The sequence below is a fragment of the Ruminococcus sp. NATIVEDY161 genome, assembly GCF_045819895.1.
Taxonomy (GTDB): domain Bacteria; phylum Bacillota; class Clostridia; order Oscillospirales; family Acutalibacteraceae; genus Ruminococcoides.
Window position 1 is genome coordinate 226,608 of sequence record NZ_CP162392.1, and the last position, 22,450, is coordinate 249,057.

22 protein-coding genes and 1 pseudogene are annotated in these 22,450 nt (G+C 45.5%); 6 read left to right on the top strand and 17 right to left on the bottom strand.

All coding sequences use genetic code 11. The features are described from left to right. The first annotated feature begins 13 nt into the window (after positions 1-13). From AB1I50_RS01050 to spo0A, 3 genes and pseudogenes are all read left to right on the top strand, one after another. A complete protein-coding gene (locus tag AB1I50_RS01050) occupies positions 14-1,501 on the top strand; it encodes an IS5 family transposase (protein ID WP_407723075.1) in 1,488 nt (495 codons plus the stop codon). Positions 1,502-1,514: 13 nt separating this feature from the next. Further along, a pseudogene (locus tag AB1I50_RS01055) lies at positions 1,515-1,691 on the top strand (SpoIVB peptidase S55 domain-containing protein); the annotation flags it as partial. 153 nt (positions 1,692-1,844) lie between these two features. After that, positions 1,845-2,612, top strand: coding sequence for a sporulation transcription factor Spo0A (gene spo0A, locus AB1I50_RS01060; RefSeq protein WP_407724369.1), 768 nt, complete (start codon positions 1,845-1,847; stop codon positions 2,610-2,612). Between the two features lie 70 nt (positions 2,613-2,682). On the opposite strand, the gene purD is transcribed toward spo0A, so the two are convergent. From purD to AB1I50_RS01110, 10 genes are all read right to left on the bottom strand, one after another. Further along, entirely contained in the window at positions 2,683-3,948 is a 1,266-nt protein-coding gene (gene purD / locus AB1I50_RS01065) for a phosphoribosylamine--glycine ligase (RefSeq protein ID WP_407724370.1), read from the bottom strand. Positions 3,949-3,964: 16 nt separating this feature from the next. Further along, the gene (locus AB1I50_RS01070) at positions 3,965-5,143 is read right to left on the bottom strand and encodes a phosphoribosylaminoimidazolecarboxamide formyltransferase (RefSeq protein ID WP_407724371.1); all 1,179 of its coding nucleotides are present in this window, start codon (positions 5,141-5,143) and stop codon (positions 3,965-3,967) included. A 12-nt stretch (positions 5,144-5,155) separates the two neighbouring features. Beyond that, positions 5,156-5,872, bottom strand: a complete 717-nt coding sequence (locus tag AB1I50_RS01075; RefSeq protein WP_407724372.1) for an IMP cyclohydrolase — start codon at positions 5,870-5,872, stop codon at positions 5,156-5,158. Positions 5,873-5,890: 18 nt separating this feature from the next. Next, entirely contained in the window at positions 5,891-6,517 is a 627-nt protein-coding gene (purN, locus tag AB1I50_RS01080; RefSeq protein ID WP_407724373.1) for a phosphoribosylglycinamide formyltransferase, read from the bottom strand. Next, the gene (gene purM / locus AB1I50_RS01085) at positions 6,517-7,551 is read right to left on the bottom strand and encodes a phosphoribosylformylglycinamidine cyclo-ligase (protein WP_407724374.1); all 1,035 of its coding nucleotides are present in this window, start codon (positions 7,549-7,551) and stop codon (positions 6,517-6,519) included. The genes purN and purM overlap by 1 nt, the downstream gene beginning before the upstream one ends. 12 nt (positions 7,552-7,563) lie before the next feature. After that, positions 7,564-9,012, bottom strand: coding sequence for an amidophosphoribosyltransferase (gene purF / locus AB1I50_RS01090; RefSeq protein ID WP_407724375.1), 1,449 nt, complete (start codon positions 9,010-9,012; stop codon positions 7,564-7,566). Beyond that, the gene (purE, locus tag AB1I50_RS01095) at positions 9,012-9,509 is read right to left on the bottom strand and encodes a 5-(carboxyamino)imidazole ribonucleotide mutase (protein ID WP_407724376.1); all 498 of its coding nucleotides are present in this window, start codon (positions 9,507-9,509) and stop codon (positions 9,012-9,014) included. The genes purF and purE overlap by 1 nt, the downstream gene beginning before the upstream one ends. 133 nt (positions 9,510-9,642) lie before the next feature. Then, the gene (locus AB1I50_RS01100) at positions 9,643-11,085 is read right to left on the bottom strand and encodes a putative ABC transporter permease (protein ID WP_407724377.1); all 1,443 of its coding nucleotides are present in this window, start codon (positions 11,083-11,085) and stop codon (positions 9,643-9,645) included. Positions 11,086-11,100: 15 nt separating this feature from the next. Then, on the bottom strand, positions 11,101-12,003 hold the full coding sequence (locus tag AB1I50_RS01105; protein WP_407724378.1) for an SPFH domain-containing protein: 903 nt from the start codon (positions 12,001-12,003) through the stop codon (positions 11,101-11,103). Positions 12,004-12,005: 2 nt separating this feature from the next. Beyond that, entirely contained in the window at positions 12,006-12,452 is a 447-nt protein-coding gene (locus tag AB1I50_RS01110; protein WP_407724379.1) for an NfeD family protein, read from the bottom strand. A 136-nt stretch (positions 12,453-12,588) separates the two neighbouring features. Here AB1I50_RS01110 and AB1I50_RS01115 point away from each other — a divergent pair, with 136 nt between their 5' ends. Together AB1I50_RS01115 and AB1I50_RS01120 are read left to right on the top strand one after the other, a co-directional pair. Next, positions 12,589-13,194 (top strand): DUF4364 family protein, encoded by a 606-nt coding sequence (locus AB1I50_RS01115; RefSeq protein WP_407724380.1) that lies wholly within the window; start codon positions 12,589-12,591, stop codon positions 13,192-13,194. A 13-nt stretch (positions 13,195-13,207) separates the two neighbouring features. After that, positions 13,208-13,600 carry a hypothetical protein gene (locus AB1I50_RS01120; protein ID WP_407724381.1) on the top strand — a complete coding sequence of 131 codons (393 nt, stop codon included), beginning with the start codon at positions 13,208-13,210 and terminating at the stop codon, positions 13,598-13,600. A gap of 48 nt (positions 13,601-13,648) precedes the next feature. On the opposite strand, the gene AB1I50_RS01125 is transcribed toward AB1I50_RS01120, so the two are convergent. The 7 genes from AB1I50_RS01125 to pyrE all read right to left on the bottom strand — a co-directional run bounded on the left by AB1I50_RS01125 (position 13,649) and on the right by pyrE (position 21,954). Then, entirely contained in the window at positions 13,649-13,909 is a 261-nt protein-coding gene (locus tag AB1I50_RS01125) for a pro-sigmaK processing inhibitor BofA family protein (protein WP_407724382.1), read from the bottom strand. 80 nt (positions 13,910-13,989) lie between these two features. Continuing rightward, on the bottom strand, positions 13,990-14,241 hold the full coding sequence (secG, locus tag AB1I50_RS01130; protein WP_407724383.1) for a preprotein translocase subunit SecG: 252 nt from the start codon (positions 14,239-14,241) through the stop codon (positions 13,990-13,992). Positions 14,242-14,359: 118 nt separating this feature from the next. Further along, positions 14,360-16,600 (bottom strand): DNA gyrase subunit A, encoded by a 2,241-nt coding sequence (locus tag AB1I50_RS01135; protein ID WP_407724384.1) that lies wholly within the window; start codon positions 16,598-16,600, stop codon positions 14,360-14,362. 12 nt (positions 16,601-16,612) lie between these two features. Beyond that, positions 16,613-18,598: a DNA gyrase/topoisomerase IV subunit B gene (locus AB1I50_RS01140; protein WP_407724385.1), complete on the bottom strand. Its 1,986-nt coding sequence runs from the start codon at positions 18,596-18,598 to the stop codon at positions 16,613-16,615. 18 nt (positions 18,599-18,616) lie between these two features. Then, a complete protein-coding gene (gene uvrB / locus AB1I50_RS01145) occupies positions 18,617-20,575 on the bottom strand; it encodes an excinuclease ABC subunit UvrB (protein ID WP_407724386.1) in 1,959 nt (652 codons plus the stop codon). A gap of 1 nt (position 20,576) precedes the next feature. Next, positions 20,577-21,257 carry a JAB domain-containing protein gene (locus tag AB1I50_RS01150; RefSeq protein WP_407724387.1) on the bottom strand — a complete coding sequence of 227 codons (681 nt, stop codon included), beginning with the start codon at positions 21,255-21,257 and terminating at the stop codon, positions 20,577-20,579. A 22-nt stretch (positions 21,258-21,279) separates the two neighbouring features. Beyond that, entirely contained in the window at positions 21,280-21,954 is a 675-nt protein-coding gene (gene pyrE / locus AB1I50_RS01155) for an orotate phosphoribosyltransferase (RefSeq protein ID WP_407724388.1), read from the bottom strand. 211 nt (positions 21,955-22,165) lie between these two features. On the opposite strand from pyrE, the gene AB1I50_RS01160 reads away from it, so the two are divergent. Next, a complete protein-coding gene (locus tag AB1I50_RS01160; protein ID WP_407724389.1) occupies positions 22,166-22,405 on the top strand; it encodes a hypothetical protein in 240 nt (79 codons plus the stop codon). Positions 22,406-22,450 lie beyond the last annotated feature (45 nt).

The following is a 22,450-nucleotide window of genomic DNA, read 5'->3' on the forward strand; positions in this document are numbered from 1 at the left end:
GTTAGAGGACAGTATGTATAAGTTCCATAGAAATCAACAAATGAGTTTTACAGATTTCAATCAGCCCGCAGGGATGCAGATGGATCCTGAGAACCGCTGGGTAAAGAAGGCTGCGAGTATACCGTGGTACGACATCGAGATAAAATATGCCGCGCTGTTTCCGAGCGAGACCGGTATGCCGGCAAAACCTTTACAAACAGCTCTCGGGTCGCTGATGATCCAGAAGAAATATGATTATTCCGACCGTGAGCTTGTCGAGCAAATCAAGGAGAATGCCTACTACCAATACTTTATCGGACTTCCGGGATATTCTTATGAAGCGCCTTTTGCGCCGTCACTTTTGGTAGAGTTTCGCAAACGTCTGACAGATGACATCCTTGAAGACATCAACGAAATGATGATCCAATTCAATCTGCCTGAAAACAATGAAGACGATGATTCGGATAACAACAGTCACTCCGATGGCGGCGAGGATGCTGAAAGCAAAGAGAATGAGAAATCCGAAGCAGACAACAAAGGCACATTGATTCTTGACGCTACCTGTGCTCCTCAGAACATCTCTTACCCGCAGGACATCAATCTGCTGAACGAGGCAAGAGAAAATCTTGAATCCATCATAGACGATATCTGCTATACCTACAATTTTTACAAGCCAAGGATGTATCGCAAAAACGCGAGAAAAGATTATCTGAATTTGGCGAAATGCAAAAAGCGTACCAAGAAAAAGATCCGCAAGGCGATCAAGCAGCAGCTTCAGTATATTCGTCGAGACCTCGGCTATATCGATATGTTTGTATTAGCCAACGGAGTAGTTCTTACCGAAAAGCAAGCCAAGCGGTTAACGGTCATCAAAGAGCTGTATGAACAGCAAAAGTACATGTATGACAACAATGTTCACAGCGTCAAAGACCGCATCGTCAGTATTTCTCAGCCGTATATCCGACCCATCGTGCGCGGCAAAGCAAAAGCTCCGGTAGAATTCGGTGCAAAGCTGGATATGAGCATTGATGAAAACGGATTCGCACGGTTAGAGAGATTATCCTTTGACGCTTACAATGAAGCGGATGTGCTCATCTCGGCAATAGAGAGATACCGCAAGCGAACCGGACGCTATCCCGAAAGGGTGCTGGTCGATCAGATATACCGCAATCGGAACAACAGAGCTTTCTGCAAGAGCAAGGGTATCCGTATATCCGGTCCGGCTTTGGGGCGTCCAAAAAAAGAACCGACGCCGGAGGAACGCAAAACTGCATACAGTGATAACACGGATCGTATCGAAGTCGAGCGAGGCTTCAGCCTCGCAAAGAGATGCTGCGGCTTGGGACTCATCAGAACGAAGCTCGATACAACGACCCGTTGTTCCATTGCGCTTTCCCTACTGGTATTGAACCTCGAAAAATTAGCAAGAGGTTCTTTGCGCCGATTTTTGGGATTCCTGTACGACGTAATATCAATGCTGCTGAAGCTGAAAAATAACCTCATATCCGTTTCGTGCGGTTAATGAGCAGAGACTAATTAAGATTACAGATAAATCGCTTTTGGATAACTGCGGAGGTATTGTTCAGGGTATGAGCGGCAGTCCGATTGTTCAAAACGGCAAGTTAGTAGGAGCAATTACCCACGTTTTTATCAACAACACCGCTGAGGGCTACGGAATAGCTGCACAATTTATGGCGTCGAATTATGAGTGATGATACAATATATTGTGATTTGTTGTATGTCGAAAATTGAAATGTTAAAAAATTTCAACTTTTTTCAAAAAAATTAATTGGAAACTATTGCCATTGTTACCATTTTGTGGTAAAATCAACTCGTAACAAAAATTTTGATAGGAGTTTGCCAAGATGAACAATAGTTTTAAGCTTATTATTACCGAGGAAGCCGTTGAATTTTCACAGGAAAGCCTGCAAATATTTCAAGATTTTAATATTTGCACCGCATTTTGTGTAAAGGACGGAGAGGAACTCTGCTCACGTATCAGGAGCGAAGAACCCGACGTTGTTTTTATGGATGCGTTTATGACAAGGCTTGACGCAATCGGAGTTATGAGGAGCATTAAAAAAGAAAAGCTCAAACAGCCTTTATTTATTGTATTCTCGTCATTCCACAGCGCTGTGCTCGAACGTGAGATTATGAACAGCGGTGCGGATTACTTTATGTTAAAGCCGTATGATGTTGAACAGCTTTGCGAGAACATCTCGGTTTTAATGAAGAATAAAGACGATAATTCCGTTGCACCGCTGAGAATAGACGCATTCGGAATTGAACTGAGAGTTACTCAGATACTCCACGAAATCGGCGTGCCTGCTCATATAAAGGGATATCACTACCTGAGAGATTCCATTATGATGTCAGTTGAAAAGCCCGAAATTATAAACGCCGTGACTAAACAGCTTTATCCGTCTGTAGCTAAGAAGTATCAGACTACGTCCTCGCGCGTTGAGCGTGCTATCCGCCACGCGATTGAGGTTGCCTGGGACAGAGGCGACGTTGACGTGCTTAACTCATACTTCGGCTATACAATTCACAACGACAGAGGTAAGCCGACAAACAGCGAATTCATCGCTATGATTTCAGACAGATTAAGACTGCAAATAAAAAATGCAGGTTAAAAATAATTAAAGAACGCCGTACTCAAAAACTGAGCACGGCGTATCTTTATGCTTATAGAAAGCGTTACATTTATTTGGTTTTTCCGATGTCCTTGCGGAAGTGCATACCCTCAAAGCTGATTTTTGATACAGCGCTGTACGCCTTGTCAAGAGCTTCGTCAAGAGTATCGGCAGTAGCGGTTACGCCGAGTACGCGTCCGCCGTTGGTGTAGAACTTACCGTTTTCATACTTTGTACCGGCGTGGTAAACGATAGCTCCGTCAACCTGACCGTTATCGTCCATACCGAACATCTCTATTCCCTTTTTGTATGATACAGGGTAACCGCCGCTTGCCATTACTACGCAGGCAGCCGCGCCGTCATACCATTCAATATCGAGGTCGGAAAGCTTTTCGTCAATTACGGCTTCGCAGATATCAACCAAATCAGTTTTAAGTCTGGGAAGTACAACCTGAGCTTCGGGATCTCCGAAACGGGCGTTGTATTCGATAACCTTCGGACCGTTCGGGGTAATCATAAGTCCAAAGTACAGACAACCCTTGAAAGGTCTTCCCTCTTTGTTCATAGCCTCGATTGTCGGCTTGAAAATTGTGCGCATACATTCGTCGGCAATCTCGTCAGTGTAGTAAGGGTTCGGGCTGACCGTACCCATACCGCCGGTGTTAAGACCTTCGTCGTTATCATAAGCGCGCTTGTGATCCTTGGAGCTTACCATCGGCTTAACGCATTTGCCGTCGGTGAACGCAAGAACAGAAACCTCAAGGCCTGTCAGGAATTCCTCGATTACAATGTTATTACCTGAGTCGCCGAACTGCTTGTCCTCCATAATCGACTTAATAGCCTTAACAGCGTCGTCGATTGTCTGAGCGATAATTACGCCCTTTCCGAGCGCGAGGCCGTCTGCCTTTACAACAACAGGCACGGTGTTTTCTGCCTTAACATATTCAATCGCCTTTTCAGGATTGTCGAAAACCTCGTACTTGGCTGTGGGAATACCGTATTTCTTCATCAGGTTCTTTGAAAATACCTTTGAAGCTTCTATAATAGCGGCGTTTGCGTTCGGGCCGAAGGCTCTGATGCCTGCGGCTTCAAAAGCGTCAACCATACCGTCCGCAAGCGGATCGTCGGGAGCGACAAACACAAGGTCAATTGCGTTGTCCTTGGCAAACTTAACCATATTTTCTTTATCTATTACACCGATGTTTACAAGCTCGGCGTCGCGTGAAATTCCGCCGTTGCCGGGAGCGCAGTAAAGCTTTGTGCACTTGGGACTTTCAAGCAGCTTTTTGATAAGCGCGTGCTCTCTGCCGCCTGAACCAATCATTAAAATCTTCATAATCTACCTCGATATATCAGTGATGGAAAAGTCTAATGCCGGTAAACGACATTGTCATATTGTACTTGTTGCAGGTGTCGATTACATTGTCGTCACGGATTGAGCCGCCGGGCTGAGCAACAAACTCAACGCCTGATCGCTTCGCTCTCTCAATATTGTCTCCGAACGGGAAAAATGCGTCTGAACCGAGGGAAACTCCGCTCTGAGTTGCAAGCCACTCCTTCTTTTCTTCTCTTGTAAGGGGCTCGGGCTTAGTTTTGAAGAACTGTTCCCAAACTCCGTCTGCGAGTACGTCCTCGTAATCGTCGGAAATATAAACGTCGATTGTGTTATCTCTGTCGGGACGGCGGATGTTATCTACAAACGGAAGGTTCATTACCTTCGGATGCTGTCTGAGATACCAGATGTCAGCCTTATTGCCGGCAAGTCTTGTACAGTGAATTCTCGACTGCTGACCTGCACCTACGCCGATTGCCTGACCGCCCTTTGCGTAGCAGACAGAGTTTGACTGTGTATATTTAAGTGTGATAAGGGCGATGAGAAGGTCGCGCTTTGCATCCTCTGTGAGTTCCTTGTTCTCGGTAACGATGTTCTGCATAAGCATAGCTTCGTCGATTTTGAGCTCGTTTCTGCCCTGCTCAAAGGTTACGCCGTATACGTCCTTGTGCTCAAGCGGAGCAGGAACATAATCTGTGTCGATTTTAATTACGTTGTAGTTGCCCTTTCTCTTGGTCTTAAGAACCTCGAGGGCTTCGTCGGTATAGCCGGGTGCGATGATACCGTCGGAAACCTCACGCGCAAGGAGCTTTGCAGTCTGAACATCGCAGGTATCGGAAAGCGCTACCCAGTCGCCGTAGGATGACATTCTGTCTGCGCCTCTCGCCATAGCGTAAGCAGAAGCTATGGGAGAAAGCTCCAAATCATCTACAAAATAAATCTTTTTAAGTGTGTCGGAAAGCTCTGTGGCAACAGCCGCACCGGCAGGGCTTACGTGCTTGAATGAAGCCGCCGCGGGAAGTCCTGTTGCAGCCTTAAGCTCTTTTACGAGCTGCCAAGAGTTGAAAGCGTCAAGAAAATTGATGTAACCGGGCTTGCCGTTGAGAACCTCAACAGGAAGCTCCTTGCCGTCCTGCATAAAGATTTTTGACGGCTTTTGGTTAGGGTTACAGCCGTATTTAAGCATTAATTCGTTCATTTTTATATCCCCTTACTTATTTTTATTGATAATCTTTGACTCGTACTCGCCTGTCGCGATGTCGATGTATCTTACAAAAAGAGAAACCTTGTTGTCGCTGTCGAGAGCGTTCCAGATTTTATCGGCAAAAACGTCAATTGTATCGTTTTCTATCTCTACAAGAGTAGGCTCGCCTTCGAAGCTCGGGAGCGGATTGCCGTCGCCCATATAGGTGTGAATAAATCTGCCCAGTCCAGCAAGCGGAGCGTCGTATGCGTATGTGTAACGCTCGCAGCAATCGGGGTTGCCGTCGGCGCTCTTAAGAATTGACAGAGCGTAGTTCATCTTACCCTCCGCGCACTTTACGATACCCGAAATACGGGGGGTGTAGTTGGGCTCGTCGGGTTCAAAACCGCGAGTACGGAGCGCTTGCTCAAAGGTGAGCTGCTGGCTCATAAGATTGTAAATTGTGTCTGTCTGGTCTCCGTTGGTTACGATTGTTTTGTCGTCAAGAACTCTGACGGGTGAATAGATAATCAGCGAGGGATCGACAAGCTTTGAGGGGTCGAACGCCTCGGTCTTGATGCCGTCCTCTGTCTGAGCAAAAATTCTGTTTCGGCTGTTCTCGCTTCTGCCCATAATGAAGTAAGCGATAACCGCCTTTGCACCGTCTGCTGTTCTGCCGAGAACAATTCCTCTGCCGGGATAGCTGGTAGAACCAATTTCCTTTTCTAAAGATACAGCTTTCATTATTATTCCTCCGTAAAATTATTCCGAAATCTCGGTTTTATTACCAATAACCTTTATTTTATCCTCGCAAAAGAGGGATACAGCCTTGGGGAGAATTTTCCACTCCGCCTGCTCCATAACTCTTTTTTGAAGGATTTCAGGCGTATCTCCTGTTTTTACCTCGACTGCCTTTTGAATGATAATCGGGCCGCCGTCGCATACTTCATTAACAAAGTGCGCGGTAGCGCCTGTTACCTTAACGCCCTTTTTGAGCGCTTCCTCGTGGACTTTAAGTCCGTAATAGCCTTCTCCGCAGAAGGATGGAATTAATGCGGGATGAATGTTGATTATTCTGTTTTCAAACGCGCCTATTACCTTTTTGCCGAGGATTGTCATAAAGCCTGCGAGCACGACTACGTCGGCATTTTTGCTCTGCAAAAGCTCAGTGAGCGCGGTATCGTAATCGTTAAACTCCGCAAAATCCTTACTCCTGATAACCTCGGTGTCAATGCCGTTGTTTTTTGCCCTTTCAAGCGCGTAGGCGTTTGGGTTTGAGGAGATAACGCAGGTGATTTTGCCGTTTTTAAGCTCTCCCCTTCCCTGCGCGTCAATAAGCGCCTGCAGGTTTGTTCCGCCTCCGGAAACAAGCACAACAATGTTTTTCATTACGCGAAAACAACTCCTTTTTCGCCCTCGATTACTTCGCCGAGAATTACGGCGTCCTCGCCGTTTGCTTTGAGAACCTCAAGCGCCTTGTCGGCATCACTCTTAGATACGGTGACTACCATACCAACGCCCATATTAAAGGTGTTGTACATATCGTGCTCGCTGATGTTGCCGACTCTCTGCATTAGCTTAAAGATAGGAAGAACGGGAATATCGTCCTTTTTAATCTTCGCCGCAAGTCCATCGGTGAGCATACGCGGAATATTCTCGTAAAATCCGCCGCCTGTGATGTGGGAAACAGCCTTAACATCTACCTGCTCCATAAGCGCTAAAATCGGCTTAACGTAGATTTTGGTAGGAGTTAAAAGTGTTTCTCCCAAAGGCTTGTCAAGCTCGGGATATGTATTATTTATTGTGTTCTCGTCAATTCCGAAGATTTTTCTGACGAGCGAGAAGCCGTTTGAGTGGACGCCCGAGGAACGCAGACCGATTAATATGTCGCCGGGTGTAAGCTTTGAGCCGTCAATCATCTTGGGTTTATCCGCGATACCTACGCAGAAGCCTGCAACGTCGTACTCATCCTCGGGCATAAGACCGGGATGCTCGGCGGTTTCTCCGCCGATAAGCGCACAGCCCGACTGAACGCAGCCCTCAGCGATACCCTCGACGATTGAGGCTACCTTTTCGGGAATGTTCTTTCCGATTGCGATATAATCAAGGAAAAACAGCGGCTTTGCTCCGCAGCAGATTACATCGTTAACGCACATAGCAACGGAGTCAATACCGATTGTGTTGTGCTTGTCAAGCAAAAACGCGAGCTTGATTTTTGTGCCGACTCCGTCGGTTCCGCTGATAAGCACAGGCTCTTCCATTCCCTTAAAGTCGGGTGCGAAAAGACCTCCGAAGCCGCCGATTCCCGATACAACGCCGGGGATATTTGTGCGTGCAACGTGCTTTTTCATAAGCTCAACCGATTTGTAGCCTGCGGTAATGTCAACGCCTGCCGCCTTGTAACTCTCTGAAAAGCTTTCCATAAAATTCCTCCGTTACTTTTTACTGATTTTGTTTGCGTATTTATCTACAAAGAATGTGGTCGGCACTTTAGCGCTGAAATTCTTGGTAAAGCAGCCGTCGCACAAATCTATGTCTGCATCCTTTGCGATTTCGCGAACGCTCTCAACGCTTAGATATCCGAGCGAATCCGCGCCGATTTCAGCGCAAATCTGCTCCTTGGTCATTCTGTTCGCGATAAGGTTTTCTTTGTCGTTTATGTCGATGCCGAAGTAGCACGGAAATACAAACGGCGGAGAGCTTACAAGCATATGAACCTCTTTTGCGCCTGCGTCTCTTAGAAGATTGACAATGTGCTGCGAGGTCTCTCCCCTGATAATCGAGTCGTCGATAACAATTATCCTCTTGCCCGCTACGCTTGACTTTAACGCCGTGAGCTTGGTCTGCATAAGACGTTTCTTTTTATCCATACCCGTGCCGACCTTACGACCGATGAACTTGTTTTTCATAAAGCCCATACCGTACGGAATATTTGAAGCCTTTGCGTAACCCTCGGCTGCTATTATTCCCGAATCGGGAACGCCGCAGACTATATCGGCTTCAATCGGGTATTCCTTAAAGAGCAGCTCGCCTGCCTTTAACCGCGCACTGTGAACGCTTACGCCGTCGATTACGCTGTCAGGTCTTGCGAGATAAACATATTCGAACAGGCAAAGCGAGGTTTTGACAGGCTCAGTCTCCATCATATAGCTGTGAAGTCCGTCCTCGTCAACCACGAGCATTTCGCCGGGCTTAAAGTCCCTTACGAATTCAGCGCCGATGCTGTCGAAAACGCAGCTTTCGGATGAAAAGACATAGCTGTTTTTGAGCTTGCCCATACAAAGCGGTCTGAAACCAAATTTATCCCTGAACGCGATAAGCCTTGTGGGAGCGCAGATTACAGTTGAATACGCGCCTTCGAGCTTTTTCATGGCGTTGAGCACTGCCTGCTCGAGGTCATCCGTAGAACAGCGCTCGGTGGCGATTACGTACGCCATCAGCTCGGCGTTAGAGTTGGACTGGAAAATAGCGCCTCCGCGTTCCAAATCCTTTCTTATCTCGGGAAAGTTCGTGATTGAACCGTTGTTCGAAATCGCGATTGAGCCTTCCTTGTACCTTAACACAAGCGGTTGATTAGCCGCGCGGTCAAGGCTTTGGCTCAGAGTGTAACGAACGTGACCGACGGTGATTTTGCCGCTTTGAAGCTTTTGCAAAACCTTGTCGGTGAATACCTCGGAAACCATTCCGAGCTCTTTGATTGTAGAAAAATTGCCGTCTTTATTTACGGTGATACCTGCGCTTACCTGACCGCGGTGCTGCAGTCCGTAAAGCGCGTCGTGAGTAATAGCGATGGTGTCGAGGTCGTCGTTATTATATATACCGAAAACTCCGCACTCATCGTTCGCCTTGTCAAGGCGCTCGTCTATGTTAACGTATTTTGTCATTATAGCTCAGCCACCTTAGTCTGCATTGCCAAATCTTTTTCAGCAACGCCTTTTTCCATTTCAAGCTTCATATCCTCTAACTTCTGAGCGAGAGTATCGTCTGAAAGAGCGAGCATTTCTACCGCGAGGATTGCAGCGTTTGCCGCGCCGTCAACCGCAACTGTCGCTACGGGAATACCTGTGGGCATCATAACAGTTGCCAAAAGCGCGTCCATACCGTCGAGCTGAGCGGATTTGCAGGGAATTCCGATTACAGGCAGTGTGGTCTTTGCCGCTAAAACGCCTGCAAGGTGCGCCGCCATTCCTGCCGCCGCGATAATTACGCCGAAGCCGTTTTTCTTTGCGTTTGCGGAGAATTCAATCGCCTTGTCGGGTGTTCTGTGAGCGCTCATTACGTGAACCTCATACGGAACATCAAACTCCTTAAGCTTTTTTACCGCCTTTTGAACAACGGGAAAATCGCTGTCCGAACCCATTATGATTGCTACCTTTTTCATATCATTACTCCTTAAAATTAATCTGAATTATTACGTATATTTTAACTTATTTATTATATAAAAAATAATGTCAAATTTCAATAGCGTAAAAGAATTATAATCAAAAAAGGGCAGATTGCTCTGCCCTAAGTATTCATTTTGTTTTTGCGTTTTCAGGTTTATTCTTTTGCAGTTCTTCCAAGGTATCGCCGTCGCGCATATGCGGAAACAGCGTTTTCATCTTTTTATCGTCAAAATGATGGTCGATGTATCTTTCAAAAGAATTTGCAGGCGGATTGCCGACCGCACGCTGATTCCAACGGTAAATCGACGATACCGAAACAAAAGCGTTGTACAGCATAAAGATGAATACAACCACAACTATAACCGAGCCCTGTTTTTTGGGGATTTTCTCGATAAGCTTCGACGCAAAAGGATAGATGTAGCGTATCCATACCAAGCCTAAAAATCCCCAGAAAAGCGAATACAAAAGGCAGGTTCTTCCGCCGATATTAAGCGGCATATCGCTGTAATCCCATGACACGGTTCCCAAGAATGTCTCTTGTCCCCAGGAGCATATGTATTCAAAAAATGCTCCGAGTGCCGCGCTGATAATGAAAATAAGGGTATCGCTGAGCTTGTAAAGTCTGTAAAGCACAGTGGTTAAAAGCACAGCTCCGCCGCCGTATACAGGAATAAACGGGCCGTATACCACGCCTACTCTTAATTCAAAGTGACCTTCGACAATAAGCGCGAAGATTGTTTCGATACAGGTTCCCACAAAAGAACCGACTAAGAACAAAATAAACAGCTTTTCAAAGCAAAAGCCGGATGCAAACGGCTTGTCCTTTTTATTCTCATAGAACTGGTCGAATTCTTTTTTGTTATCCTCTTTGATTTCGTCAAGCTTATCCGTGATTTTTTTAATATACGCAGTATGCTTAAGTTCAGGAAATGCGTGCACCATTCTTTTGCGGAGAATGGTGTTGGTGAAAATTTTATTATAGTTGTGTTCAAGCTCCTTAAGCTGTTCGGCGCTTTCCTTGTCGTCCAAAAACTCAGCGTCGTATTTTGCGATTTTAAGGCGCTTTTTGAGCCTGTGAATGGTGACAAAAGATAAAACATAGTCAATAAGCATAAGCAGAGCAATTGACAAAGACACAACCAGGCTGACTATATCGGGGATTTTGACAATTCCCAATCTGAGCATGGGAATGAGAATTTTTACGCAGAACACGCCGCCGAGTCCCATAATAACAACAAATGGAAATGTCAGGTAACTGCCGATATTGAATTTCAAATTGGAGTAATCCCAAGGCTTACAGCCGAGAATTTTTTTACCGATAAAGCCTGCGATAACCGTGAAAAATGACAACAGCAAAGCTGAGCCGATAAAGATAATCAAAAAATTATCCGTTAACGGCTTAAAAACAACATAGCAAATCACCGCTCCCGCTCCGTATGCAGGACAGAACGGGAGTGTTAAAAATCCATTATCGTAAAACTTTTTCTCGCTGAAAAAGTGATAAAGACTGCTGAAAAGCCAGCCGAGAAATGAAATTATAATGAAATACCAGAGTAAATGTATCCAGTACAAAAAATCACCTAAAATTTATTTTTTATCCTGCCAAATCTCTTTAATCGCAGTAACCGAGCCGGCAAGTCCCTGAATGTCGGACGGAATGATAATCTTTGTCGCCTGTCCGTCGGCAGCCTTTGCAAACGCCTCAAGGCTTTTGAGCTGAATGATTTTATCGGTAGGCGCGGCTTCGTTGAGCATCTTAAGCGCGTCGGCATTAGCCTTTTGTACAGTCATAATCGCTTCGGCTTCACCCTGCGCCTCGCGGATTTTCTGCTCCTTAACGGCGTCTGCCTTGAGAATAGCAGATTCCTTCAAGCCCTCGGCAACGAGGATTTGACTGCGCTTTTCACCCTCGGCGTCAAGAATACGAGCACGTCTCTCACGCTCTGCCTTCATTTGCTTTTCCATTGCGTCTTGAATTTCACGCGGAGGAAGGATGTTTTTGAGCTCAACGCGGATTACTCTTATTCCCCAAGCGTCAGTGGCTTCGTCAAGAATAATTCTGATTTTGTCGTTGATTGTATCGCGCGATGTAAGTGTGTTATCAAGCTCCAAATCACCGATGATATTTCTCAGAGTTGTAGCGGTGAGGTTCTCAATCGCGCTGAGCGGACGTTCAACGCCGTAGGTGTAGAGCTTAGGATCGGTAATTTCAAAGTAAACTACGGTATCAATCTGCATTGTTACGTTATCGCGTGTGATAACCGGCTGCGGAGGAAAATCCACAACCTGCTCTTTAAGAGAAACCTTCCTTGAAATTCTGTCGATAAACGGAACTTTAAGGTGAAGTCCTGTCTCCCATGTTGTATGGTATGCTCCGAGGCGCTCGATTACAAACGCGTGAGCCTGGGGCACAATCTTGATGTTTCTGACAATTAAGATTAAAATTATCAGAGCAATAATACTAAAAATAATAATTCCAACAATCGGCATAATTAATCCTCCTTAATTTCGGGCTTTACAATCAGCTTTACTCCCTCGATTGCAAGCACTGTTACCTTTGTGTTCTCGGCAATAGGCGCGTAGTCGGATTTTGCGCTCCACTTCTGCCCCATCACCTTGACCTGTCCGACGTCCAAATTCGATTTAATCTCCGAAATTACAACGCCTGTTTTTCCGATTAATCTGTCGGCATTTGTTCCGACAGTGTTCGTCTTGTTTTTCAGTCTTTTAGCAATCGGCCTTGTTATTAACAAGGCGACGGCTGAAAAAGCCAAAAATACAATGAGCTGAATAAAGATGTTCGGAGTGAAAATTGTAGTTACCGCAGCCGCTACCGCCCCGACAACAAACCAAATGGATACAAGCTGAGTTGTCGCAGCCTCGCAAATTGCCATTACAATTGCAAATCCTATCCAAATAAAAGGCATATACTTTTCCATACCACAGCTCCTTTCCTTATTTATCATAATAATACCATATTGCAAATAAACAGTCAAATAATTTTCGGTTTATACTACACTTTTGTAATATTATGTGCTATAATAGCTTATATATTTAAGCTTGAAGGTGATTTATATGTTGTTTAATACCTTTGACGAGGGAATTGCTCCCGGCGGACTAAGAAGTAAATATGAGATAAAAACCTTGATTTGTTATCTCTATTATTCTGTAAAAGAAAATATGAGCAGAGATTTGGTGATTGAAGCTATAAGAGAGGACGAGCTTGCGAACTTTTTTGAGGTAAGCGCGGCTTTTGACGAGCTTGTTTCGGATAAGAGCTTGGTTGAAGCGGACAGCGTTGACGGTGAGCAGACCTATACTCTCAGCGAAAACGGCAGGATGATTGCCATGCAGCTTGACTCTACCGTTGCTTATTCGGTAAAGGACAAAGCACTAAAATGTGCGATTAAGCTGCTTGCCGATAAAAAGACCGCAAGGGAGAATTTTGTCGATATTGAAAAGACCGAAAACGGCTTTAATGTAAAGTGTACTGTTTCAGGCGGTGACGTTGATTTGCTCAGCTTTACGCTGTACGCGCCTGATATTGATCAGGCGGAGATTATTAAAAAGAGCTTTTTAAGCTACCCATCCACCGTGTATAAGTCAATGCTCGCGCTAATGACAAAGGACAGAGAGAGCGTCGGCGAGGCGCTCGAAGAGGTTTACGGACAGATTGACTGATAAAGGATATTTTATGAAAAAACTAATCGCGTTTATTTTTGCCGTTATAATTATGATAACCATTTGCGGCTGCGGAAATGTTACCAAAGCAAATATTATGCTGACGCCCTCGCAAAGGTATAGCGAAAAGGAGCTTACCACCGCCGCAAACATAACCAAGACTTATTTTATGATGAATTATGACGGCTGTACGCTTAACTATATCAGCTATAATGATGACGCTAACGAAAAGGAACGCGAGAATAATCTTTTTAGGTATTTAGATCCCGACAGAGCAGGAAGCATTAAGGACATAGTGCAATTTGACGTGAGTTATACGGATAAGGATAGCACTGAGAAAAAAGAAGATTATATCCTTGTGCGTTACGAAAACAGCGGTTGGGAAAATCTCGACCACGGAGTTTAATGATTTATAATACAAAAACTGTCATCCGGTGGGGTGACAGTTTTCTTTTTAAAAGAAAATATTAAGCACAAGCATTAGCGTTACTCCGGGCACGCCGCCGATTACCGAAACAAGTACGGATAAAAGGCTGACCGGTATGTAAACATTTGTAAAGCCTGAGCTGAGGTTAACGGCTATCAGCGTTAACGCTCCTATTACCATCGACAGAAGCGCTCTTTTGAAAGGATGCTTTTTCCCCGAGAAAAAGTGAAGCGCTCCGAAAAGGATAAGACATCCCGATAAAATAAATACAACTCCCCACCAAGGCATATAAACATCTCCGCAAAATAAAAATAGGCTGCCGATACCGACAGTCTATTATATGCGTTAGATGTTTTTGTTATGTTATATTACAGAAGATTGTAGTAAGAAAGCACGTTGAGGGCAATTACAAAAAGAACAAATACAGCAGCAAATACCTTTGTCCAACGTGAGAGGAACGCGTCGATTGAGCGAGCCTTGTTCTTGGAGAAGTATGAATCTGCGGCACCTGTAACAACGCCGATGCCCTGCTGGTTACCTTCCTGTAAAATAATAACAACAATAATTGCGATTGAAACTAAAGCGAGTACAATACCGAGTACGATACCCAAAGCATTCATATTTATCTTCCTTTCATTTTGCGAATACCGCTAAAAATTATCATTCAACTTATACATATTAACATAATATAATCCATTTTTCAAGGGATTTTTTAAATTTTTACAAATAAATTATATTTTATATAAGAGAAAGCTGTTCGTCCATACTGTCGTCGCTTGACGGCATTGCTCCGAGCGCAGGCAGTGAACGTGTGCGGTAGCGCTGAGGCTTTTTGAACATTCCCTCTTTGTATTCTGTAATTTCAAAGAGTGTATGGCCTTTTTTGAGCTTCATAACAGCTACGCCCTGAGTTGACCTTGTGGTTTTAAGAGCGAGAGCTCCTGTGTGAACAAGCAACATTCTTCCCGATGAAGCCTTTAACAGAATATCCTTATCCTCATCAATAAACATTGCTGTGGCAAGTCTTGATTTGTCGGAATAAGCGTTTGTCAGCTTTTTGCGGTTTGTTTTAGTTGCATAGGATTCAAGCGGAATTTTTGCAAGCTTGCCGTTTTCAAAGCCGAAGAGCATAATGCCTTTGTAGTCCTTTGTAGCAACCATATAAACTGCGTTTTCTCCCTCGTCCATTCCAAGCTTGGCGGCTACGTAATCGCCCAAAGCGCTTGCCTTGGTATCACTAAAGTCGTTAGCCTTCGCCTTATAAACCTGAGCTTTATCACTGAAGAACAGCAAGTCACAGTCGTTTGAAAGCTCAATGGTCTGGATAATTTCGTCGCCGTCCTTCAGCTTTTGATTACTTCCCATTCTAAGCGACAAGGGCTTAATCTTCTTAAAATAGCCCTCTTTTGTGAAGAAGAACGTGCACGCAAAGTCGTCAACGGTTTCCTTTTCCTCAACGTAAACCGCTGTATCCTCGTAGATAATCAGGCTGCGGCGCGGCTGACCGTATTTATCGGCAATTGCTTTGAGCTCCTTGACAATAATCGTCTTTACTCTCGCCTTGCTCTTTAGAATATCGTCGAGCTCTGCGATTTCTTTTTCGAGATTTTCAATATCCTGAGTACGCTTTAAGATGTATTCGCGGTTGAGGTGTCTGAGCTTGATTTCAGCGACGTATTCAGCCTGGGTTTTGTCAATACCAAAGCCAATCATAAGGTTTGGTACAACCTCAATTTCCTCGTCGGTCTCGCGGATAATCTTAATCGCCTTGTCAATATCGAGCAGGATTTTTTCAAGACCTTTTAAGAGGTGTAGCTTGTCAGCTTTTTTGGTGCGGTCGTAGAAGGTTCTGCGCTTAACGCACTCAATTCTGAACGCAATCCATTCTTCGAGCAGCTCTTTTACTCCGAGTACCATCGGAACTCCGCCGATGAGAACGTTAAAGTTGCAGGCGAAGGAATCCTCGAGTGTGGTGAACTTAAACAGCTTTGCCATAAGCTTGTCGGGATCGGTTCCGCGTTTGAGGTCTATTGTTATTTTAAGACCGTCAATACCGGTTTCGTCGCGGATATCGGAGATTTCCTTGACCTTGCCCTGCTTGACGAGGTCGATAATTTTTTCAATAATTACCTCGCAGGTTGTGGTGCTTGGTATTGACAGCACATCAATGCAGTTTGCGGATTTATCATAGGCGTACTTTGCGCGGAGCTTAATGCTTCCCCTGCCTGTTTCGTACACCTGATTTATTACTTTTTCATCGTATATTATTTGACAGCCGCCGATAAAATCAGGCGCAGGCAGAGTCGATTTAATATCGTGGTTCGGGTCGCGGATAAGCGCGGCGGTTGTTTCGCAAATCTCTTTAAGGTTAAATGAGCAGATGTTTGAAGCCATACCTACCGCGATACCTGTATTCGCGTTAACAAGCACCGACGGAAAAACTGTCGGCAAAAGCGACGGTTCTTTCATTGTGTTGTCGTAGTTATCTACAAAATCAACTGTGTCCTTGTCGATATCCCTGAACAGCTCGTTGCAGATAGGCGCTAACTTTGCTTCGGTATAACGCGAAGCAGCCCAAGCCATATCACGACTGTAAAACTTACCGAAGTTACCCTTTGAATCGACATACGGATGAAGCAACGCCTCATATCCGCGCGAAAGTCTTACCATTGTATCGTAAATTGCGGAGTCGCCGTGAGGGTTGAGCTTCATTGTCGCGCCGACGATATTTGCCGACTTTGTGCGCGAGCCTGTGAGCAGCCCCATCTTATACATTGTGTATAGCAGCTTGCGGTGAGAGGGCTTAAAGCCGTCAATCTCGGGGATTGCTCGCGATAAAATTACGCTCATGGCGTAGGGCATATAGTTTTCACGGATGGTGGAAACTATCGGCTGCTCGACAATATCACCCGCGCCGTTGATTACGCCGTGAGTTTTTGCAGGCTGTGATTTTTTTGTGCTTTTCTTTCTCGGAGCCATTGTTCCACCTCCTTAGCTTACATCGAGGTTGTCGATGTATTCGTTGCCGTGCTCAACAATGTAATCCTTACGTCCCTGCAAATTATCGCCAAGCAGAATATCAAAAATCTGAGCGGTCTGCTCCGCGTCATCGGGCATAACCTTGATAAGCCTGCGGGTTGAAGGATTCATTGTGGTTAGATTCATCATATCCGGTTCGTTTTCACCGAGACCTTTACTTCGCTGAACCGTGAACTTTTCCTTGCCGATTTGCTCAATAAACTTGTCCTTTTCGGACTCGTCATACGCAAAATAAACGTCGTTTTTAGATGTGATTTCGTAAAGCGGAGACTCGGCAATAAACACCTTGCCTTCCTCAATCAAGGTCGGTGTAAGGCGGTAAAGCATGGTGAGCAGAAGCGTGCGAATTTGGAAGCCGTCGACGTCGGCATCGGTACAGAGAATGACCTTGTTCCAACGCAGCGCGTCCAAATCAAAGGTTGCAAGGTTTTTGTTAGCCTTTGATTTAACCTCAACTCCGCAGCCGAGTACCTTTAACAAGTCGGTGATAATCTCGCTCTTGAAAATCTTGTCGTAGTCAGCCTTAAGGCAGTTGAGAATTTTACCGCGGATTGGCATAATCGCCTGAAAATCAGGATCACGAGCCTGTTTACAAGCGCCGAGAGCCGAGTCACCCTCCACGATAAACAGCTCGCGCTGTTCAATATCCTTGCTGCGGCAGTCAACAAACTTTGCTACTCTGTTGGTAATATCAAGATTACCCGAGAGTTTCTTTTTAATATTAAGCCTTGTTTTCTCGGCATTTTCGCGGCTGCGCTTGTTTACAAGCACCTGCTCCGCTATTTTTTCAGCCTCAATGGGATTTTCAATAAAATATATTTCAAGGCTCTGGCGCAAAAATGCCGTCATAGCGTCCTGAATACCCTTGTTTGTAACCGCCTTTTTAGTCTGATTCTCGTAAGAAGAAACGCTTGAAAAGGACGAAATTACGCAAACAAGGCAGTCCTCGACGTCGTCGTACTTAATCTTGCTTTCGGTTTTGTTGTATTTATTGTTTGTTTTAAGGTAGTTGTCAATCTGGTAGACAAAGGCGTTCCTCACCGCCTTATCTGGAGCTCCGCCGTGCTCGAGCCAGCTTGAATTGTGGTAATATTCCGTGAGGTTAACCTTATTTGAAAACGCAACGGCAATATCCATTTTGCACTTATACTCGGGCTTATCGTCGCGGTCACGGGTTTTAACCTCGGTCTGCCAGTGCTGAACAGAGGTAAGTCCTCCATCGCCTATCACCTCGGCAACGTGGTCGACAACGCCGTTCGCGTACAAAAAAGAGGTGGTGTCATAGCTTCTGCCGTTTTGATTGCGGAATATAAACTCAACGCCTGCGTTAACGATTGCCTGACGCTTCATAATGTCGATGAAGTAATCGGGCTGAATCGCTATGTCGGTAAATACCTCTAAATCGGGTTTCCAAGTAATCTTTGTGCCTGTGTCCTTTTTGCTGTACGGCTCTTTCTTTAATCCGCCGACGTTCTCGCCCTTTTCAAAATGCAGAGTGTAGCGGTAGCCGTCGCGGCGGATGTCAACATCCATATACTCGGAGCTGTACTGGGTTGAGCACAGACCTAAACCGTTCATACCGAGCGAAAATTCATAGCTCTCGCCCTCGTTATTGTTGTACTTGCCGCCTGCGTACATCTCGCAGAAAACGAGCTCCCAGTTGAAGCGCTCTTCCTTTTCGTTATAGTCAACAGGGATTCCGCGTCCGTGGTCTTCAACCTCAATCGAGCCGTCGGAAAACTTGGTGACGGTGATTTTTTTACCGTAGCCTTCGCGCGCTTCGTCAATTGAGTTTGAAAGAATTTCGAATACGGAATGTTGACAGCCGTCGATTCCGTCAGAACCGAAAATTACCGCAGGGCGTTTGCGGACTCTGTCCGCACCCTTTAGCGTGGTAATACTGTCGTTTCCGTATTCCATGGTCTTTTTCCTAGCCATTCATATACCTTCCTATAATTACTTTTCAGCACGTAATTTCTTAATTTTATCGCGCAGGTATGCCGCGTGCTCAAATTCGAGCAGTCTGGCGGCGGCCTTCATATCCTTGGTCAGGCTGTCAATAAGCTGCTGGCGCTGAGCCTTGGAGAGACGTTTTGTATTCTTAAACTCGCTGTCGTCGTGAGTGGAAATTTCAAGGATTTCGCTGACCTTTTTAACGATTGTTTTCGGAACAATACCGTGTTCCTCGTTATATTTTTGCTGAATCTCGCGCCTGCGGTTGGTTTCCTCAATACACACGCGCATTGACTCGGTAACGCTGTCGGCGTACATAATAACCATACCGTCACTGTTGCGCGCGGCGCGTCCCGTAATCTGAATAAGCGAGCGCGTACTGCGCAGAAAGCCCTCTTTGTCGGCGTCAAGCACCGCAACAAGCGACACCTCAGGGATATCGAGACCTTCTCTGAGCAGGTTTATTCCGACGAGGACGTCGAATTCTCCCAGGCGTAAATCGCGCACAATCTCCATACGCTCTACGGTGTCGATATCGTGGTGCATATAGCGCACTTTTATTCCCATAGTTTCGAGGTATGCGGTCAAATCCTCCGCCATTTTCTTGGTGAGGGTTGTGACAAGTGTGCGCTGTTTTTTCTCTGTTCTTATATTTATCTCAGACACGAGGTCGTCAAGCTGACCTTCAGTCGGTCTAACTGAAATTTCAGGATCAAGCAAACCTGTAGGTCTGATAATCTGCTCTGCGATTAGCTGGCTTTTTTCGGTTTCAAAGTCGCCCGGAGTCGCGCTGACGAAAACCGCCTGATTAATTCTTTCGTAGAATTCGTCGAAGTTGAGCGGTCTATTATCAAGCGCCGAGGGCAGACGGAAGCCGTAGTCGATAAGGCTCTTTTTGCGCGCGTAGTCGCCTGCGAACATTCCCCTGACCTGCGGAAGCGTAACGTGGGATTCGTCGACAAAAAGCAGAAAATCTTTAGGGAAATAGTCGAGCAGTGTGTACGGCGACGAACCGGGAGCTCTGCCCGATAAAATACGTGAGTAATTCTCGATGCCTGTGCAAAAGCCGATTTCGCTGAGCATTTCCATATCGTAGCGCGTGCGCTGTTCAATTCGCTGGGCTTCAAGGAGCTTGCCGTTTTCTCTAAAATATTCAAGGCGTTCCTCGAGCTCTCGCTCGATCTCATCAAGCGCGGTCTGCATTTTATCGCGTGAAACGATATAATGCGAAGCAGGATAAATTGCCGCGTGGCGCAGTACCGCCTTTAACTCGCCTGTCAGCGGATTAATCTCGGAAATTCTGTCAACCTCGTCACCGAAGAATTCTACACGGATTATTGAATCGTTTGAAGCGGCAGGGAAAATTTCAACCACGTCTCCCCTTACCCTGAACTTGTTGCGGATAAAGTTGACGTCGTTGCGCTCGTACTGAAGCTCAACAAGCTTTTTAATTAAGTCGTCACGGGATTTTTCCATTCCCGGGCGGAGTGAAATTACCATATTGCGGTAATCTATAGGGTTGCCCAAGCTGTAAATACACGAAACCGAGGCGACGATGATTACATCTCTGCGCTCGGAAAGCGCAAGCGTAGCGCTGTGGCGCAGCTTGTCAATCTCATCGTTTATTGAGCTGTCTTTTTCGATGTAAGTGTCGGTCTGAGCTACATAAGCCTCGGGCTGGTAGTAGTCGTAATACGACACAAAATACTCGACAGCGTTTTCGGGAAAGAACTCCTTGAACTCACTGCATAGCTGTGCCGCGAGGGTTTTGTTGTGAGCCAAAACAAGCGTAGGTCTTTGAACACGCTCGATGATGTTCGCCATTGTAAAGGTTTTACCGGAGCCTGTAACGCCGAGCAGGGTTTGTTCTCTGTTGCCCGATAAAATGCTGTCGGTCAGCTTTTGTATTGTTTCCGGCTGGTCGCCGGTAGGCTTGTATTTTGAGTGAATTTTGAATTCCATATTAAATCAATTCACTTTCCCTTAATGATACATAGTCGTCGTCAGTTACAATAAAGTGGTCAAAAAGTCGCACTCCGACGGTGTTAAGAGTTGCTTTGAGCGCGTCGGTTGTAGCCAAATCATTCTTTGACGGCAGGGCGTTTCCGCTCGGGTGGTTATGAGCGATAAACGCAAGCCGTGCGTTGTGCCTTATTGAAAGGTCAACAATCTTTCTTATAGGCATATCCGAGGAGTTTACCGAGCCTTTGGCTACGACGTCAAAGAAAATAATCTTTCCCTTGGCGTCGCCCAACAGCAGGACAACAACCTCCTCGGTTCTGCCGATGAATTTTGACTTTATTAAGTCGCCTATTGTGTCAAGGTCGATTACATTGTCGTTTGATAGTTTAGATTCATTATAGAGCCTTGCCATCTCGGGCAAAAGCTTCAAAAGAACCGCTGTGTTTTCCGTTAAGCCGAATTCCTCTGTCAGCTCGTCGATAGGCGCGTCGCAAACGCCTGCCAATGTGACGAATCTGTCGAGAAGTCTGTGGGCAAGCGGATTGGTATCTTTTCGCGGAATTGCGTAGTACAAGTAAAGCTCGAGCGCCTCGTGGGGCTCAAATACATCAAGTCCGTTTTCTATAAACTTTTTCTTAAGCGTTTTTCTGTGCCCTTTATGGACTGATGAATCCGATGACATAACAAACCTCCAAAACCGCGGTTTATTTTACTCCGTATTTTTCGTAGTATGCGTCGATTGCCTCTTTAAGCTTGTCGTCAATAATAACCTTGCCGTTATATTCCTTATTATACAGGTGCTCAACAACCTCTTCCATTGTTACAATCGCGGTTGTTTTAAGACCGTACTTTTCCTCAATCTCGGCAAGAGCGCTCTTTTCACCCTGACCGCGCTCCATTCTGTCAACTGAAACGACAAGTCCTACGGGGTTAACATTGCCCTGAGCCTTGATAATCGGCAGGGTTTCCTCGATTGATGTGCCTGCTGTGGTAACGTCCTCGATGATAACAACCTTGTCGCCGTCGTTTATCGGGCTTCCGAGCAAAATGCCCTTGTCGCCGTGATCCTTAACCTCTTTGCGATTTGAGCAGTAGCGGATGTCGGTATCGTACTTTTCGCTGATTGCGATTGTTGCGGCAACCGAAAGCGGAATTCCCTTGTATGCAGGTCCGAACAACACGTCAAAATCGAGCCCAAAGCTGTTTTTAATCGCCTCGGCATAATACGCGCCGAGTCTGCGGAGCTGAGCGCCTGTTCTGTAAAAGCCTGTGTTTACAAAGAACGGTGTGTTTCTGCCGCTCTTGGTTACAAAATCGCCAAACTTGAGGACCTGACAGTCCACCATAAATTCAATAAATTCCTTTTTGTATGCTTCCATAGTGAGCCTCCGTAAATTTCAAATATTTGTTTGCATAATTTTACATTTTCAATTCTACCACAAGATATTGATTTTGTAAATGAGAATTACATAGATGTAATCAATATACAGTGTTTTATACTGTAAATAACAAAATATTGGCAGTTGACAAATTAGAACGGTTGTTCTATAATATAATCAAACGTTTGTTTGTGATGTTTTGAGGTGTATTATGAAAAGGTTTGTAAGCGTACGAGCGACATTTGAGGAAGGCGGAAATATCGTACCCGAGTTTATCACTTGGGACGCGGAGCACATCTACCCTATCAGCAAGGTTATTGACATAAGGTACAAAAAACTGCTCGATAATCGTACAAGAGAAATTAAATTCACCTGCGTGATTTTAGGCAAAATCAGGTATCTATATTATGACGAACGGCGCTGGTATGTAAAGGTTGAGCAGGCTGGCTGACGTTTGGCACCCCTGTCCTGCTAAATAAAAACCCTCCGGAAAACC